Origin of the sequence: Burkholderia sp. MSMB1459WGS (genome assembly GCF_001534535.1) — a bacterium.
Lineage (GTDB): Bacteria > Pseudomonadota > Gammaproteobacteria > Burkholderiales > Burkholderiaceae > Burkholderia.
In genome coordinates this window covers 68,596-84,979 of the sequence record NZ_LPMU01000044.1, presented here as the reverse complement: position 1 = coordinate 84,979, position 16,384 = coordinate 68,596, and the positions used below count along the sequence as shown (strand labels likewise).

Here is a 16,384-nt window from a genome sequence, read left to right as displayed (position 1 = left end):
CCAAAATATCCTGGCCGAGATTCCCCAGTTAAACTTATAGCGATTCTCAAGGAATGACAGCGACCTCCCCATCATCCGAACTCATGAACAACACATCCTGTCTGTCCGTCATCCCGTCGTCAGGAACAACACTCTGCATGTTACCCCGCCTGCGCAAAAGCCTTCCCCCTCACCGTGGCAATGACGACGAGCTATGCCATCTCTGCTCCAACCTTTACCCTCGAAATGTGTTTCCTTTGACAAGCGTCTCCGAGTCCCGAATCGACATATAAAAAACGGCTGCCGTGCCCCCACGGCAGCCGTCCTCAGAAACGCCAATCCCGAACCTCAAGTCAGCCCTTACTCATCCACCTTAAAAGCCGAAACCAGCCTCGTCAATTCCGCCGCCTGCTGCTTCAAACTGTCCGCCGCCGCTGCACTTTCCTCGACCAGCGCAGCATTCTGCTGCGTCATCTGATCGAGCGACTGCACCGCATCCCCGATCTGATCGATCCCGGCACTCTGCTCCAGGCTAGCCTCTGCAATCTCGCTCATCATCGCGCTAACGCCTTGAACCTGCGACACAACATCACTCATCACCTTCCCCGCCTCACTAACGAGCCGCGACCCGGCACCCACCGTCCCCGCGCTGTGCTCGATCAGCGATTTAATCTCCTTCGCCGCCTGCGCACTACGCTGCGCCAAATTCCGCACCTCCGAAGCCACAACAGCAAACCCGCGCCCCTGCTCCCCCGCCCGCGCCGCCTCCACAGCAGCATTCAACGCCAGAATATTCGTCTGAAACGAAATACTGTCGATCATCACGATGATCTCGGAGATCCGCTGCGAAGCGTCACTGATCTGCTCCATCGTCGTCACGACCTCGCCCACCACCTGCCCGCCGCGCGCCGCCGTATCCGCCGCGCCGTTAATCATCTTCGCGGCCGTCGTCGCCGTTTCGGTGTTGTTACGCACCACGGCCGTGATCTCTTCCATCGACGAAGCCGTCCGCTCCAGGTTGCTCGACTGCCCCTCTGTGCGCTCGCTCAAATCCGCATTCCCCGAAGCAATCTGCGCCGACCCGGTCGCAATCGAAGCCGAAGCCGCCCGAATCCGATGAACGAGCGTCGACAGCGACGACACGAACCGGTTGAACGCCTCCGACAACTGTCCGATCTCGTCCTCGCTCTCGACCGTCATCCGGCGCGTCAAATCGCCCTGACCGCTGGCGATCTCCGACAGCAGCGTAGCCGCACGCCTGATCGGCGCAGCAATCGCGCGGCCCACCAGCCAGATTACGAGCAGCGCAACCCCGAGGCCCACCACCGCCGCGACCAGCGCCGCACTGCGAATCGCACGCGTCACCGGCCCGAGCAGTTCCGCCTGCGGCACCTGGACGACCACATACGCATTCAGCTCCGGAATGAACGACGTCGCGATGAAGCGTGCGCCGCCATCGCCCTCGTAGCTGAGGTACGCATACGGCTTGCCGGCGAGTAGCGTCGACGACGCATCGCCCGGCAGCCCCTGTTCATCTTTGAGGAAATGCTTGCCATCGATCAGCGACGTATCGCGATGCATCATGATCGCGCCGTCGGGCCGCACGAGGTATGCGAACCCGGTCTCGCCGATCCGGTAAGCCGAGATGCCCTTCGCGAGCGCATCGACGGACAGGCTCATGCACGCCGCGCCGATCGGCACGCCGTCGAGTTCCACGCGGCTGTTGATGAACATCATGTAGCCGCCGACGGTCACCTCGCGATCCATGTTCACGTCGTACGCCTTGCCGGACGACAGGAAGCTGGTCAGCCACTGATCCTTGTCGGTCACCTTCCGCTGCAGGCCGGCTTCGTTGTAGTAGTTGCCGCTCTTCACCGACACCCACTGCACGGACGCGGCCTTCTGCTCGTCCTTCACGTTCTTCGCGAGCTGAATCCAGTTGCGCGTGCCGGCGTCGGGTTCGCCGTCGGCTTCCCATTGCAGCAGGAACGCATCGCGCGCCAGAATGCGCGACGCAGCGATCGGGCCGGCCATCTGGCGCTGCACGTCGGCGCGGATACCGTTGACGGCGGTCGGCAGCTCTTCGCGGACGACGCGATCGCGCACCGCGTTGCCGATCAGGCGGACGCTGAGTCCGCTCGAAATCGCGACGAACACGAGCAGGCAACTCGTCATGCTGATAATCAGCTTGTTCTGAATGGAAAGCTTGCGCCAGAAATGCATGGGGAACCCTCGATAACCGCTCGGTCTGAGCCAGATTGGGTTATCGGCAGGCGGGCGCAGAACCGCATCGCTGATTTCAGATAGCGATCATTCGAGATTCGTTATGTTGTTGAGGCGAGCATATGCGGCCGCCTATATAGACGAAAGCAACGCAAATACAACGCGCTGATCAATACGCAACGAAGATCGTCACCCGCCGGTTTCGCGCCCTGGAAACCGCATCATCCCCCGCAACAAGCGGCTGCGTATCCGCCCGCCCGATTGCCGCCATCCGATGCGGCGCAACGCCGCGCTCGGTCAGATAGCGCACCACACTCCCCGCGCGCGCCGACGAAAGCTCCCAGTTCGATTCGTACTTCGCGTTCGCGATCGGCACGCTATCCGTGTGACCTTCCACGAGAATATCGCCGGTTGCATGCGCGCTCAGTGCCTGCGCGATCTGGTTCAGCACCGGCGACGAATCGGGCAGCAAGCGCGCATCGCCGACGTTGAACAGGATCTTCGCATCGATACCGATCTCGACGCCGTGCGGCGCCTTCACCAGCGAAATGCGTCCATTCGACTTCAACGAATCGAGCAACGCGAGCCATGGCGGCGCATGAGCGGGCACAGCAACATCGGTAGCATTAGAAGCACCACCGGCCTGCCGCGCGAGTGTCTGATACCGCGCATCGAGCGCGTTGTATTTCGCGAGCTGCAGCACATACAGCGCGAGAAACAACACCATCAGCGTCGTGATGAGATCCGCGTACGAAATCAGCCAGCGCCCCGACTGCGCGCCTTCGAGTTCGTCATCGTCGCGATCGGCAGCGGATGCGCCATCGGTTCTAGCAGTCATGCTGTCGTGAATCCGGGTTCGTCATACGGTACTGGTGCAGATACACGCAAGCACAAAGCGCACGAACGTCACGCGAGCGATTCCGCCGCCCGCCCGCGCACATCGCCGGTCAACCGCGTCTCGATCGTATGCGGCGACTCCTTGCGCGAAATCGCGAGCAAGCCGTCGAGATAGAGCTTGCGGAATCGCATCTCGCTGTCGATCTGCGCGCGCAGCTTGCCGTACAGCGGCAGAAACACGAGGTTCGCAAACGCGAGCCCGTACAGCGTCGCGACGAACGCGACCGCGATGCCCGGCCCTAGCTGAGCCGGTTCGAGAATATGGCTCGTCACCTGCACGAGCCCGAGCACCGAGCCGAGAATGCCGAAGGTCGGCGCATAGCCGCCGGCCTGTTGCCACACGCGCACGGCCGCGAGGCGGCTGCGTTCGTACGCGTCGAGTTCGCGCTGCAACGCATCCTCGAGCACCGCGGTCGACACGCCGTTCGCCAGCAGTTCGAGCCCGCGTCGCGCGAACGGATGAATGCCGCTCACGTCCATCGATTCGAACGCGAGCAGCCCGTCGAGCTTCGCGCGGTCGCCCCATTCGAGCAGGTCGGACAGGTTCTTGCGATCGACCTCGCGTGCGCGCACGAACGCGAGCCGCAACTGCTTCACCGCGTCGAAGAAGCGCGCCCACGTGTTCTGGATCATCACCGCGCCGAGCGTGCCGCCGAGCACGATCACGAGCGCCTCGAACTGGAACAGCATCGAGAAATGCCCGCCTTCCAGCGCGAACCCGAACACGATCGCCGCGCCGCCCAGCACCACACCGACCAGAGTCAAGAGATCCATACGCGCCCCGTATCAAGCGTCCGACGATGAAGTCGACGCGACGGACGCCGCACCCGCCACCGGCGCCTTCGCTGCGCGGATGGCCTCCAGCACGCGCTGCTCGATCTCGTCGATCTCGACCGGATCGAGCTTGAGTTCGCGGCGCATCACCCACGACACCTCGTTGCGTCGTGCCTCGGTCATCACGGAAAACAGCTTGTCGGCCACCGCGCGATCGTCGAGGTTCGCGATCAGCTTCGCGAGATCGTAGGTATCGAACGCGCTGATCACGTCGAACAGCGTGCGCTGGTCGATCCACACGAGATCTTCGAGCGCGCGCACGTCGCCGCCGCGGCGCGCGTTGCGGCGCGAGAAATACGCGACGCCCTTTTGTTCGACGTAGCTGAGCACCTTCGATTTGCGGAACGCGAACACTTCTTCCGCGATCTCGCCGTTCGACAGCTTGTTGAGCAACAGCGTCTTGTCGACGCCGATCAGCGATTCGAGATCGGCCAGTTCGATGAGTTCGAGTTCGCTGTTGATCGACAGGTCGAGATCGTGATCGGCGACCTGCTGCGCGCGATCGATCACGCGTGCGGCGTCGAACGTGACGACCTGGCGCGCATCCGACGACGCCGCATAGTCGGTCGCGCCGCCACCATCGGCCTGCGCGGCTTCGATCGTGACGAGGTTGAGCTTCTCCATGCGCCGCAGCATCGCAAGCACGTGCGGCCGCGAATGGCCGGCGATCGCGCGGCATTTGCGGATCACGTCGGCGAGCGGCACGGACGTCTCGGCCGCATGCGCCTGCATCGGCCGGCGCGCCCACGTGTCGCCCGGTTCGCGCGCGTCGGCGCCGGCCATCAGCGACAGCACGTGTGCATACGACAGCACGCCCGGCATGAAATCCGCATGGGTGTAGGTCGCAAGCTGGTCGTCCTTGCGCTTCACGCGGCGAATCATCGTTCGCACGATATGGCGCAGCAGCGCGGACACGCGCTCGATCTCTTCATCGAGCATGCCGGCCGGCACGACCGTGAGCTGGCAGAACGAAAGCGCCTTCGCGGTATGCGCGCGCGGTTCGGCGGCGAGCAGCGCCGATTCGCCGAAGAACTCGCCGCGGCCGAGCGTCGCGACGATCACGCGCTTGTCGTCGCAGCGCGTGGACAGCTCGACCTTGCCGTCGGTAATCAGGAAGATGACGGGCTCGCCCGCGAAGCCCTCCGAGTAAATGATTTCTCCGGGCGCCGCGGTACGCGTCCACGATTGCTGACGATTCAAGTCGATTCCCCTGCTGCGCTGGTTGTTGCGGACTGCGCGTCGCAAGTCTGAAGCATGCGATCGCGAGTCGTCCCCGTGACTCGTTTACGTCATCGGGCGCAACATCCTTTAGGGAATTCGTCCTTGTTCCGAATCGAAATCAAGGGAAAACGTTTGCGGATCGCGCAGGCGCATCGATCGTTCGTTTCTCCCACTGCGCGTGTAGCGAAATTGAAAGCCCACCGCCGCTGCCCGCGTCGGATCAGAACTCCATGTCGAGTTCGTCGATGTCTTCGTGCTCGGCCTTCGCCGCGTCGATCCACTCGGCGACGAACGGATGCGCGAGCACGCGCATGCAGTACTCGGCGACGTCCGGTTCGAGCTTCACGTCGTAGGTCAGGAAGCGCGTGACGACCGGCGCATACATCGCGTCGGCGATGCCGATTTGCGCACCGAACAGCCAGGGGCCGCCGTACTCGGCCAGGCACTCGCGCCAGATCGTCACGATCCGCTCGATGTCGTGCTGCGCACGCGACCAGATCCGGAAGCCGGGGAAATGCCCGCGCAGGTTCATCGGCAGCGCGGATCGCAACGCACTGAAGCCGGAATGCATCTCGCCGCAGATCGACCGGCAATGCGCGCGTGCATGCCGGTCGTCGGGCAGCAGCCGCGCGTGCGGCCGGATCTCGTTCAGGTATTCGGCGATCGCGAGCGTGTCCCACACCGCATTGCCGTCGTGCGTCAGGCACGGCACGAGGATCGACGGCGACAGCAGCAGCAACTCCGCGCGCGACGTGGCGTCGATCGGGACGCTGATCGTCTCGAACGCGAGCCCGCTCAGCTTCGCGAGCAGCCAGCCGCGCATCGACCACGACGAGTAATTGCGGCTGCTGATGGTCAGCGTCGTCCGTGCGTTGGATTCCATGTCGCTCCCCTGCTGAATGTCGTTCGTGCCCCTGCACCGTAAACGGACGCACCGCATGACCGGCCGCACCACGTCTGTGCGGTCCGTTCGCCGAACCGGCGCAACGTCGCACGGCATCGCGGCACGTGTCGCACGCCCGGCCGGCAAGGCAGCGCGTCACCTTCCCCTCCGTCATCACGTCCCGCGCGTGCCGCCGCGCTCCCGAACCGCTGCAACGCGCGTGCCAGCGTCACGCTGGCATACGGCTTGCCTCGTTCCCTGTAATGCGGCGTCACGAGCGACGGTCATGAACCTGCTTGCCTATCCGTTTTATCAATGGTCTGCGGAATGCCTGCGCCCGGCGCGTGCATGGGCCGCCGCCACGCGCGCGACGATGTCGCTGTGGCCGCCGGCGACGTCGACACCGACGGGCCGCATGGTCGACGCGCTGTGCGAGCTGCTCGAATGCTGCGCGTTCTCGCACCGGCGTCCGCCGTTCGGGATCGCGTCGGTCGTCGTCGACGGCGAAACGGTGCCGATCGTCGAGGAAGCGGCGACAACGACGCCGTTCGCGACGCTGCTGCATTTCCGCAAGGCTCGGCCGGTCGCGCGCCAGCCGCGCGTGCTGATCGTCGCGCCGATGTCCGGGCACTTCGCGACGCTGCTGCGCGGCACGGTGCGCACGATGCTGGCCGACCACGACGTGTACATCACCGACTGGCACAACCCGCGCGACATCCCGCTGGCGGCCGGGCGCTTCGGTTTCGACGAGTACGTCATGCACGTCATCGACTTCGTCCGCCACATCGGCCCGGACGCGCACGTGCTGGCGATCTGCCAGCCGACCGTCGCGTCGCTGGCGGCCGTCGCGCTGATGGCGGCCGGCGGCGATCCCGCGCAACCGGCGAGCCTGACGCTGATGGCCGGCCCGATCGACTGCCGCGTGAATCCGACGAAAGTCAACGCGCTCGCGACGAGCCGGCCGATCGAATGGTTCGCGCGCAACCTGATCAGCGTGGTGCCGGCGGGTTTCGTCGGCGCGCAGCGGTGCGTGTATCCGGGCTTCGTGCAGGTCGGCGCGTTCATGTCGATGAACCCGGACCGGCATGCGGCGTCGTTCGCCGATCTGTACTACGAACGCGCGAAAGGCGACCCCGCGAAAGCCGATACGTTGCGGCACTTCTACGACGAATACTTCGCGACGGCCGATCTCACCGCGGAGTTCTATCTGGAAACGGTCGAGAAGGTATTCCAGCAGTACGCGCTCGCGCGCGGCGAGCTGTCGGTGGGCGACACGCTCGTCGAACCGGCGGCGATTCATCGCACCGCGCTGTTGACGATCGAAGGCGAAAAGGACGATATCTGCGCCGTGGGCCAGACGGTGGCGGCACAGGAACTGTGTTCGGGGTTGCCGTCGTACCTGAAGACGCACCATGTACAGACGGGCGTGGGGCACTACGGCGTGTTCAACGGCAGCCGGTGGGAAACGCAGATCTATCCGATCGTGCGGGCGACGATCCACGACAACGAACCGTACGATCGCACCGCGGATGCGCAAGGCGACACGAGCGGCGCGCACTACGTCACGCTGCGCGCGTTGCTCGATGCACGTGCATCCGCGGTCGACTCGGCGGGCCGAAACGCAATCGGATCACGCACACTGAACGCGGTGGCGCCACAGTGAATCGCCCCGCCGGAGCGGCGGGGCGATGTTCGCTGCAGCATTCGGACGGCGCACGAGCGAAACCGTTCGCGCGCCGGGCTCGCTCGTTACGAGCAAGCCTTGCCGTGCGACGCGTGGTAGCCCTTCGCCTTCGCGTCGGCTTCCGACATGTAGCTGCCGTGCTTCGTCTTGCCGTAGTACTTGTCGGTCGAGCAGTGATAGACCTTCGTGCTGTCGTTCGCCCACACCTTGCCCGCGCCGCCGCCCGGCGCCGCAGCCGTCGTGGCCGCGCTCTTCGCCGGTGCTGCGCCCGATGCCGGCGCAGCGGAGGCCGCCGTTGCCGGCGCCGCAGCCGGTGCGCTCGCCGCGGCAGCGGCCGATGCGCCGTACCACGCCTTCACGCCCTTGTGGCCTGCGCATGCGCCCTTCTTCGATGCGCCCGAGTAGAACGAGCCGTCCTTGCACAGCCCGGTCGTGCCGGCCGGCGCGCTGGCCGGAACCTGCGCGAACGCACCGATCGACACACCCATGCCGGCGACCAGCGCGGCGATCAACATCGTTTTTTTCATGGTCCTCTCCTGATTTGCCTGAATGACGAAAGCGTCCGGGGCATTCCCGGGAACAGCGACGGTTACCGCACCCAGCGGCACACGCGATGGTGGTGATGATCGAAATGGCACACGCGGTGCGAATGCGCTTCGGCCAGGGCCGGCGCGAGCACGGCGCAAGCCAGTGCGGTGGCGGTCAGGATCTTCGCGATGCGGTTCATGGTGACACTCTCCCGGATAGGTCAGCCGGTGGTCCGGCCGTACCTCCTTAACGCCGGGCGTCGACACGCCGTGCACCGCACCTGCGTGCAATTGACGATCTTTGACATCGCATCGCCTGTCGACGCTCGAAGCTGACGAACGTCTTTCTTTTCTTTCTGGTTCTTCAGCTTCTCGATCGTTTGGAATTCGAAGGAATGTGTCGAAGCGGAAAGCAGTTTCCGAAGGTCAGCGGGACAGTAAAAACCGCCTGAATGCAGGCGGTCCGTCGAAAACGCACACCCAACCGGAAAGCTACGCACCGACCTCGCCCCACGGCGTCGGCTCCGGCACCGCGCACGGGCCGTCGACGTCGATCGATTTGAAGTCGGCAGGCCCGACGATCTCCAGGTACTCCATGTCCGGCGAGTAATCGAACAGGTAGTGGACGATCCCCGGCGCCTGGTGCACGCAGTCGCCGGCCGCCACCAGCGTTTCCTGTTCGCCGTACATGAAGCGCGCCCAGCCCTTCAGCATGATCACGATATGGAATTCGGCCTCGTGACGGTGCCAGCCGGTGCCCGCCGTCGGTGCATGATTGGCCCTGACGAGTTGCGCGACGACCTTGCCGTTCGTCGCGGCGGCGATGCCGAGATCGCGGTACAGGAAGAAGTCGCGCAAGCCCTCGCCTCGATAGGCGGTGTCCTGCGGCTTCACGTGGGAAAAAGCGGTGGTGGTCGGCGTGCTCATCGCGGTGCTCCTTCATCGAAAGGATGACGCGAGACAAGCATTTAGCGTTCCAGTTTGCGGCGGCACGAAACCGGGCGCGTCACCGCTTGCGCCGCTTGCCGGTCAGCAGCGTCTGCGCGATCACCGCGAGCAGCAGGAACGCACCGCTCGCGAGGTTCTGATAGTACGGGCTCAACGTGCCGACCTGGTTGATCACGTTCTCGATCACGCCGAGCAGCAGCACGCCCGCGAGCGGACCGAACAGCGTGCCGACGCCACCCGTCAGCAGCACGCCGCCGATCACCGCGGCCGCGATCGATTGCAGCTCGTAGCTGTTGCCGGCGCCCGGCAACCCCGAATCGAGCCGCGACGCGAGCAGCGCACCGGCCAGCCCCGCCAGCGCGCCGCTCAACCCGTACGTGACGACCTTGAGCCCTTCGACGTTCACGCCGAGCATGCGCGCCGCCTCCTCGTTGCCGCCGATCGCGAACACGCCCGCGCCGTAGCGCGTGTGATTGAGCACGAACGCGGCGACGAGATACGCGACGAGCACGATCCACACGAGATTGCCGATGCCGAACAGCGAGCCGTTCGCGATCGTCGCGAAGAAGCCGGGGTTCGCGATCAGCATGTCCTGGCTCGCGAGCACGAGCGACAGCCCTTTCAACCCGAGCAGCGCGGCGAGCGTGACGATGAACGGCGCCATCCGCGCGCGTACGATCAGCCAGCCGTTCACGAGCCCGACGATCAGGCCGACGCCAACGGGCGCGGCCAGCGCGGCGCCCCAGCCATACGGCGCCGCATACGCGGCGATCACGGTGCCGAGCCCGACGAGCGAGCCGACCGACAGGTCGAACCCGCCGAGGATGATCACGAAGCTCTGCCCGATCGTGATCAGCGCGACGAACGCGGCGGCCGCGACGATGTCGAGCAGGTTCGGCGCGCTCAGGAAGTGCGGAAACACGCGGCCGGCGATCAGGCACACGAGCACGAGGATCGCGATCGCGCCGCGCGCCTGCACGAGCCGGACGAACTGCGCGCGGCGCGCACGGCCGGCATCGTGCGCGGTGGACGGGGAGATCGGCGCGGTCGACATGTCAGGCTCCCGAGCGTTGCAGGTACAACGCGCCGACGATGAACGCGGCCTTCAGAATCTGCGCATACGTGTAGCTGATGTTGTTCATGATGAAGCTGGCATCGAGCAGTTGCAGCAGCAGCACGCCGAACACGGTGCCGACGATCGACACGCGCCCGCCGGACAGCGGCGTGCCGCCGATCACCGATGCGGCGATCGCATCGAGTTCGAAGTTCACGCCGACATAGTTCGGATCGCCCGCGCCGAGCCGCGCGGTGGCAAAGAGGCCCGCCAGCCCGGCCAATGCACCGCTTGCCGCATAGACGGCCAGCAGCGTGCGCCGCACGGGCACGCCGGCGAGATGCGCGGCATCGCGGCTCGCGCCGACGAGTATCGTGTAGCGCCCGAAGGTCGTGTTGCGCACGACGAAGAACACGATCGCCGCGCACGCGAGCGCGATCAGCATCACGACCGGCAGCCCGAAGCACGTACCGATACCGACGAAATCGAACGCATCGGACGGCGGCAGGCTCACGCGCGAGCCGCCGAGCAACGCCTGCGCCAGCCCGCGCGCGGCGACCAGCAATGCCAGCCCGGAAATCAGCGGATCGATGCCGAGCCGCGCGACGAGCCCGCCGTTGAACAGGCCGGCCGCGAGGCCGATCGCAATCGCCGCCGCGAACGCCGCGCCGGTGCCGTACGGCAAACATAGGGCGATGATCGCGCTGGAGAGCGCCATCACCGAGCCGACCGACAGGTCGATCCCGCGCGTGGCGATCGCGAGGTTCTGCCCGAGCGCGATCAGCACGATCGGCGCGGCCTGGAACAGCAGACTGCGCGCGGCGAGCGGATTCGAGAACCCGGGCGTGACGATCAGGTTGAAGGCGGCGAGCGCGACGAACGCGAGATACACGCTGTGCTCGCGTGCCTGCGCGAACAGCGAGCGGCGCGACGTGCGGCGGGCCTGGTCCGGTTCGCTCATCAGGTTGGCAAGATTCACGCTTTCCTCATCCTCGGGTCGATGTGCGATGCGTTACGTCTGGTTCGCGAGCAACGCGGTCACGTCGTCGGGGCTCGCGCCGCGCGTCGGCAGTTCGCCGCTCGTCGCCCCTTCGTGCAGGATCACGAGCCGGTCGGCCAGCTCGAGCAGCTCTTCCATCTCAGACGACGTCGCGACGACCGCAAGCCCGTCGTCGGCGAGCCGTTTGACGAGATCGTGCACTTCCGCCTTCGCGCCGACGTCGATGCCGCGCGTCGGATCGTCGAGAAGCAGCACCGACGGCTCGGTCGACAGGCAGCGCGCGATCAGCGCCTTCTGCTGGTTGCCGCCGGACAGCGTCGAGATCGGCGCGCCCGCATGCGACGTCTTGATGCCCAGCTCGCGGATGTAGCGCTCGACGAGCGCGTCCTGCTTGCGCATGGAAATGAAGCCGAAGCGGGCGATGCGCGGCAGCACGCACACGACGATGTTCTCGCGCACCGACAGCTTCGAGAAAATCCCTTCCGAACGGCGATCCTCGGACAGGAACGCGAGCCCCGCGCGAATCGCCCGCGCCGGGTCGGCACCGTCGAGCGCACGGCCGCCGACGCGCACCGCGCCGCCGTCCGGCTGCTGCGCGCCGAACACGGCCTTGAACGTCTCGGTGCGGCCCGCGCCGAGCAAACCCGCGAGCCCGACGATCTCCTTCGGCGCGACGCGGAACGACACATCGCGCAGGCGCGTGCCCCAGCGCAGCCCGTCGACGGCGAGCGCCGGCTCGCGCGTCGTATCGGCGGCAGCCGCCTCCGCCTGTTCGCGCGGGCCGTGCGCGCCGACTTCGCGGCCGAGCATCGCCGAAATCAGCGCCATGCGCGGCAGCCGGTCGGGCGTATCGCTGCGCACCACCGCGCCGTCGCGCAGCACGGTGAGCCGGTCGCACATCCGGTAGCACTCGGACAGGCGATGGCTGACCAGCACGATCGCGATGCCGGTTGCGCGCAACTGCTCGACGACGCCGAACAGCACCTCGACTTCCGCGCCGCTCAACGCGGAGGTCGGCTCGTCGAGAATCAGCACGCGCGCGCCGAGCGACACGCCGCGCGCGATCGACACCATCTGCTGCTGGCCGAGCCCGAGCGAGCCGACCTTGTCGGCCGGGTCGACGTCGAGCCCGTAACGCTCGACGATCTCGCGAGTGCGCACGCGCATCTCGCGGCGGTCGATCCACGGGCCGAAGCGGCGCGGCTCGTGGCCGAGGAAGATGTTCTCGGCCACGCTGCGCTCGGGAATCAGGTTGATTTCCTGGTAGACCGCGCAGATGCCCGCGCGCTGCGCGGCACGCGGGCTGTCGAACGACACGGGCACGCCATCGACACGGATCTCGCCCGCATCGGGCTGGTGAAAGCCGGTGAGGATCTTGATCAGCGTCGATTTGCCGGCGCCGTTCTCGCCCATCAGCCCGTGCACCTCGCCTGCGCGCAGCGACAGCGACACGCCGGTCAGCGCGCGCACGACGCCGAACGTCTTGCCGACGCCGCGCGTCTCGAGCACGACGGGTTTGCCGTCGGCGCCGGTGCCGGCGTCGGGTCCGGCGGGAAGCGTTGCGTCCATCGCGCGCCTCGCGTTCGCGGTTGAGCGGTTGAGCCGTTGCCGATCGTTTGCCGGCCGATCAGTAGACGAGGTTCGCTTCGAGCGAATGCTTCGCGTTCGCCTTGTCGTACAGCGCGTCCTCCATGATCTGCTTCTGCGCGACCGGCTTGCCGGCGAACCATGCTTCGAGCGACTTGAATGCGAGCGGCCCGAAGCGCGGATTCGTCTCGACGCTCGCGGCGGCCGAGCCGTTCGCGATCGCGGTGACGAAATCCTTGGTGCCGTCGATCGACACGACCGTCACGCCGCGCTGCTTGCCGGCCTGCCGCAACGCGGTCATCGCGCCGAGCGCCATCGTGTCGGCCTGCGCGTAGACGGCGTTCACGTCCGGATGCGCGAGGAGCACCTGCTCCATCACCTTCTGCGCTTCGGTGGCCGACCAGTTCGCGGTCTGCGACGCGACGATCTTCATGTTCGGGAATTTCTTCAGGCCGTCGGCGAAGCCGTCGGTGCGCTGGCTCTCGACGGTATTGCCGTAGCCGCCCTGGATCTCGGCGATCGTGGCCTTGCCGCCCGTCGCATCGGCGAGCGCCTGCGCGGCGCGCTGCCCTTGCCGGAAGAAGTCGGAACCGAGGAACGTGATGAAATCCTGGCACGGCGTGCCGGCCGTCTGGCGGTCGATCGTCACGACCGGGATGCCCTTCGCGCGCGCCTGCGCGAGCGCGGGCTGCAGGCCGGTCGAATCGTTCGGCGCGACGATCAGCGCCTGCGCGCCCTGGTTGATCATGCTTTCGATATCGGCGACCTGCTTCGCCTGGTTCGCGTTCGCATTCGTATACAGCAGCCGCTTGACGCCCGCCGCCTTCGCAGCGGCGCGCACCGACGCGGTTTCGGTCGCCCGGAACGGGTTCTGTTCGTTCTCCGATTGCGAGAAGCCGACCACGAGATCGGTCAGCTTCACGCTGCCCGGCTTCGGATTCGTGCAGGTCTGCGCGGAGCTGGCGCCGACCTTCTGCGCATTGTCCTGCGCATGCGCGATCGCGACGCATCCGAGCGTCACCCCCATCGTCACCACGATACGTTGCAGCTTTGCACGGCTCGGCATCATCGTCTCCAAGTGTTGTGATGTCGTGATCGGCCCGCGCCCCGTGGCACACCTGCGGCAGCGGCATCACGAATTAATATTATTACTCGATATTATCGCCTGCCCGACTCGGGATAATCCCGTACCGCCGAACCCGTCAGGCGGGGCCCGGGGTCCACCGCAACGTCGCCTGCAGCGACTCGCCCGGCGCCAGCACGCAGCCGCCGACGAGCGACGCGGGTTCCGCCGCATTGAAGCTGTCCGTCGTGTTCGTGACGGGCTCGACGCACAGCGCGTCGGCGCCCGACGGGGCGTACACGACAAGCTGATCGAACGGTCGCTCGGCCTGCAGCACGATCTGCCGGCCGCGCTCCGGCCAGATCACCGCGGCCTCGCGGCGCCAGCCGACGAAATTGTTGTCGAGCTCGAATGCATCGACCGGCATCCCGTTGCACAGCGCGGCGACGGCCGGATGATCGCCGACGTGGGTGGGCAGCACGTCCGCGTCGGCGTGCCACATCGCGTCGACGTGCGCCTTCACGACGGTGTGCGGCGTGCGCAGGTAATACGGGTGATGGCCCATGCCGAACGGCATCGGCTGCGCGCCGAGGTTGCGCGCGGACAGCGTGATCGACAGCACGGGGCCGTCCAGCCGGATCGACTGGCGCGCCTCGTAATGGAACGGCCAGTCGCCTGCGCGGCCCGCGTCGGGGCGGTGTTCGAAGCGCAGGTCGACCTGCGTGTCGTCGCGCCGCTCGACCTGCCACGGACGCAGCCAGCCGTGCCCGTGCAGCGCATGGCGATACGCGTCGTCCGGGCCGGACAGGTCGATCGTACGGCCGCCGAATTCGAACTTCGCGTCGCGGATGCGGTTGCAGTAAGGAAACAGCGGAAAGCTCGCGAAGCGCAGCGGATCGCCGCTCGCGAGCGCCGCGTCGGTGGTCGGGCGGAACCAGTGCTGCGGGCCGTCCGGCGCTTCGTCGTAGTACGCGGCGATCGATCCGCCGGCCTGCGGCGCGACGCGTACGCGGGTCGACCCGCTGGCGAGTTCGATCAGGTCGGTGTGGCGGGGCATTCCCATCGGCATCGATCATCCCGGGATGAAGCTGACGATCCCGCCGGCCGGCGTGCAGCATTCGGCCGCGGGCATGTGCGGCCAAGGATGGCATGGCGCCGCCCGCGTGGTCAATAATATTTGTTGATATTATTATCCGGACATCCACGCATCCGGCGCAGCCCGCGTAAAGCTTGATTGCCGGCCCGAATGGCCGATGTTACCGTCGTGTCGAATTGATCCGACCCGCTGTTCCTCAACGATTTCATTTGCCCATCCTGCCGAGGCCGGACCGCGCTCCTACCGTGAAACGCTCTACTCAACGTCGCCCCACGATGACCGACATCGCCAAGCTTGCCGGCGTGTCGCAATCCACCGTCTCCCTCGTGCTGAACAACGCGGCGGGCACGAAATTCTCGGACGCCACGCGCGAAAAAGTGCTGAAGATCGCGCACGAACTCGGCTACCGCTTCCTGCCGCGCGAAGTGACGATGACGCACAGCGGCGAGCGCGACCTGATCGTCTATCTCGCCGACGAAATCTCGACGAGCCCGCACCCGGTCGTCAACATCGACGGCGCGCGCGACGCGGCCTACGCGAACGGCAAGCTGCTCGCCGTGTACTCGACCCACGGCAACGTCGACATCGAGCGCCAGGTGCTCGAATCGGTGCTCGCGATGCCGAACCTGCTGGGCGTCGTCTACGCGACCGTCTACACGCGCAAGGTCGCGCCGCCGGCCGAACTGCTGCGCGTGCCTGCCGTTCTGCTCAACTGTTACACGACCGACAGCGGGCTGTCGTCGATCGTGCCGGCCGAAGTCGCGGGCGGCCATGCGGCGACCGAATACCTGCTGCGCGCGGGCCACCGGCGCATCGGCTACGTCAACGGCGAACCGTGGCAGGACGCCGCGAAGGATCGCCTGAAAGGCTATCGCACCGCGCTCGCCACGGCCGACATCCCGTTCGCGCCGGAACTCGTGCGCGACGGCGACTGGGGCTCCGACACCGGCTTCGAGCAAACGCTGTCGTTGCTGCGCGAGCCGCACCCGCCCACCGCGATCTTCTGCGCGAACGACCTGATGGCGATCGGCGCGATCGAGGCCGTCAAGCATCTCGGGATGCGCGTGCCCGACGACATTTCGGTGCTCGGCTACGACGACCAGGAAATCGCACGGCACACGCACCCGCCGCTGTCGACGATCGTCTTGCCGAACTACGAACTGGGCCGCTGGGCGGTCGAGATCCTACTGCAGGAAGAACAGAACCGTGCGGTCGGGATGCCCGTGCGCCGCCGCGCGATCAAGCTGGACGGGCCGCTGGTCGAGCGCGGGTCGGTGCGGACCGTCGAGACGGCCGCGCAATCGGCGAGCGCGTAAGCGCGTCCCAGCTTCCTTCCGGACACCGCACGACGCGGTGCGGCGCATTCGCCGCCCGCGCGTGTTCGCGCG

15 protein-coding genes are annotated in these 16,384 nt (G+C 66.4%); 2 read left to right on the top strand and 13 right to left on the bottom strand.

What is annotated here, in order from left to right; translation table 11 throughout:
- Positions 1 to 339 precede the first annotated feature (339 nt).
- From WT97_RS17095 to WT97_RS17075, 5 genes are all read right to left on the bottom strand, one after another.
- Positions 340 to 2,202, bottom strand: coding sequence for a methyl-accepting chemotaxis protein (locus tag WT97_RS17095; protein ID WP_060353894.1), 1,863 nt, complete (start codon positions 2,200 to 2,202; stop codon positions 340 to 342).
- A gap of 169 nt (positions 2,203 to 2,371) precedes the next feature.
- On the bottom strand, positions 2,372 to 3,040 hold the full coding sequence (locus WT97_RS17090) for an OmpA family protein (protein ID WP_060353893.1): 669 nt from the start codon (positions 3,038 to 3,040) through the stop codon (positions 2,372 to 2,374).
- A gap of 68 nt (positions 3,041 to 3,108) precedes the next feature.
- Positions 3,109 to 3,873: a flagellar motor protein gene (locus WT97_RS17085; RefSeq protein WP_006484340.1), complete on the bottom strand. Its 765-nt coding sequence runs from the start codon at positions 3,871 to 3,873 to the stop codon at positions 3,109 to 3,111.
- Positions 3,874 to 3,885: 12 nt separating this feature from the next.
- Positions 3,886 to 5,133 carry a cyclic nucleotide-binding domain-containing protein gene (locus WT97_RS17080; RefSeq protein WP_060353892.1) on the bottom strand — a complete coding sequence of 416 codons (1,248 nt, stop codon included), beginning with the start codon at positions 5,131 to 5,133 and terminating at the stop codon, positions 3,886 to 3,888.
- Positions 5,134 to 5,374: 241 nt separating this feature from the next.
- Positions 5,375 to 6,037, bottom strand: a complete 663-nt coding sequence (locus WT97_RS17075) for a glutathione S-transferase family protein (protein WP_060353891.1) — start codon at positions 6,035 to 6,037, stop codon at positions 5,375 to 5,377.
- Between the two features lie 286 nt (positions 6,038 to 6,323).
- Between WT97_RS17075 and WT97_RS17070 the strand changes: the two genes are divergently transcribed.
- Positions 6,324 to 7,700: a polyhydroxyalkanoate depolymerase gene (locus WT97_RS17070; RefSeq protein WP_060353890.1), complete on the top strand. Its 1,377-nt coding sequence runs from the start codon at positions 6,324 to 6,326 to the stop codon at positions 7,698 to 7,700.
- 86 nt (positions 7,701 to 7,786) lie between these two features.
- Here the strand turns inward: WT97_RS17070 and WT97_RS17065 are convergent, their stop codons facing one another.
- From WT97_RS17065 to WT97_RS17035, 8 genes are all read right to left on the bottom strand, one after another.
- Positions 7,787 to 8,248: a DUF3761 domain-containing protein gene (locus WT97_RS17065; RefSeq protein WP_060353889.1), complete on the bottom strand. Its 462-nt coding sequence runs from the start codon at positions 8,246 to 8,248 to the stop codon at positions 7,787 to 7,789.
- 62 nt (positions 8,249 to 8,310) lie between these two features.
- Positions 8,311 to 8,448 carry an HHHH-motif protein gene (locus tag WT97_RS34600; protein WP_175883728.1) on the bottom strand — a complete coding sequence of 46 codons (138 nt, stop codon included), beginning with the start codon at positions 8,446 to 8,448 and terminating at the stop codon, positions 8,311 to 8,313.
- A 292-nt stretch (positions 8,449 to 8,740) separates the two neighbouring features.
- Positions 8,741 to 9,175 (bottom strand): cupin domain-containing protein, encoded by a 435-nt coding sequence (locus tag WT97_RS17060; RefSeq protein ID WP_059504112.1) that lies wholly within the window; start codon positions 9,173 to 9,175, stop codon positions 8,741 to 8,743.
- 79 nt (positions 9,176 to 9,254) lie between these two features.
- Positions 9,255 to 10,250: an ABC transporter permease gene (locus WT97_RS17055; RefSeq protein ID WP_060353888.1), complete on the bottom strand. Its 996-nt coding sequence runs from the start codon at positions 10,248 to 10,250 to the stop codon at positions 9,255 to 9,257.
- A gap of 1 nt (position 10,251) precedes the next feature.
- Complete coding sequence (locus WT97_RS17050) at positions 10,252 to 11,229, bottom strand: ABC transporter permease (RefSeq protein WP_082751405.1); 978 nt, start codon at positions 11,227 to 11,229, stop codon at positions 10,252 to 10,254.
- 33 nt (positions 11,230 to 11,262) lie between these two features.
- Positions 11,263 to 12,819, bottom strand: coding sequence for a sugar ABC transporter ATP-binding protein (locus WT97_RS17045; RefSeq protein WP_060353887.1), 1,557 nt, complete (start codon positions 12,817 to 12,819; stop codon positions 11,263 to 11,265).
- Positions 12,820 to 12,877: 58 nt separating this feature from the next.
- On the bottom strand, positions 12,878 to 13,906 hold the full coding sequence (locus WT97_RS17040; protein ID WP_080681277.1) for an ABC transporter substrate-binding protein: 1,029 nt from the start codon (positions 13,904 to 13,906) through the stop codon (positions 12,878 to 12,880).
- Positions 13,907 to 14,039: 133 nt separating this feature from the next.
- A complete protein-coding gene (locus WT97_RS17035) occupies positions 14,040 to 14,957 on the bottom strand; it encodes an aldose 1-epimerase (protein ID WP_059504117.1) in 918 nt (305 codons plus the stop codon).
- A gap of 314 nt (positions 14,958 to 15,271) precedes the next feature.
- On the opposite strand from WT97_RS17035, the gene WT97_RS17030 reads away from it, so the two are divergent.
- Positions 15,272 to 16,312 carry a LacI family DNA-binding transcriptional regulator gene (locus tag WT97_RS17030; RefSeq protein ID WP_059504119.1) on the top strand — a complete coding sequence of 347 codons (1,041 nt, stop codon included), beginning with the start codon at positions 15,272 to 15,274 and terminating at the stop codon, positions 16,310 to 16,312.
- Positions 16,313 to 16,384 lie beyond the last annotated feature (72 nt).

Excerpts from the sequence above, each read along its gene's own strand:
- WT97_RS17095 (WP_060353894.1), bottom strand. The coding sequence starts at position 2,202 with ATGCATTTCTGGCGCAAGCTTTCCATTCAGAACAAGCTGATTATCAGC.
- WT97_RS17090 (WP_060353893.1), bottom strand. The coding sequence starts at position 3,040 with ATGACTGCTAGAACCGATGGCGCATCCGCTGCCGATCGCGACGATGAC.
- WT97_RS17085 (WP_006484340.1), bottom strand. The coding sequence starts at position 3,873 with ATGGATCTCTTGACTCTGGTCGGTGTGGTGCTGGGCGGCGCGGCGATC.
- WT97_RS17075 (WP_060353891.1), bottom strand. The coding sequence starts at position 6,037 with ATGGAATCCAACGCACGGACGACGCTGACCATCAGCAGCCGCAATTAC.
- WT97_RS17070 (WP_060353890.1), top strand. The coding sequence starts at position 6,324 with ATGAACCTGCTTGCCTATCCGTTTTATCAATGGTCTGCGGAATGCCTG.
- WT97_RS17065 (WP_060353889.1), bottom strand. The coding sequence starts at position 8,248 with ATGAAAAAAACGATGTTGATCGCCGCGCTGGTCGCCGGCATGGGTGTG.
- WT97_RS34600 (WP_175883728.1), bottom strand. The coding sequence starts at position 8,448 with ATGAACCGCATCGCGAAGATCCTGACCGCCACCGCACTGGCTTGCGCC.
- WT97_RS17060 (WP_059504112.1), bottom strand. The coding sequence starts at position 9,175 with ATGAGCACGCCGACCACCACCGCTTTTTCCCACGTGAAGCCGCAGGAC.
- WT97_RS17055 (WP_060353888.1), bottom strand. The coding sequence starts at position 10,250 with ATGTCGACCGCGCCGATCTCCCCGTCCACCGCGCACGATGCCGGCCGT.
- WT97_RS17045 (WP_060353887.1), bottom strand. The coding sequence starts at position 12,819 with ATGGACGCAACGCTTCCCGCCGGACCCGACGCCGGCACCGGCGCCGAC.
- WT97_RS17040 (WP_080681277.1), bottom strand. The coding sequence starts at position 13,906 with ATGATGCCGAGCCGTGCAAAGCTGCAACGTATCGTGGTGACGATGGGG.
- WT97_RS17035 (WP_059504117.1), bottom strand. The coding sequence starts at position 14,957 with ATGCCCCGCCACACCGACCTGATCGAACTCGCCAGCGGGTCGACCCGC.
- WT97_RS17030 (WP_059504119.1), top strand. The coding sequence starts at position 15,272 with ATGACCGACATCGCCAAGCTTGCCGGCGTGTCGCAATCCACCGTCTCC.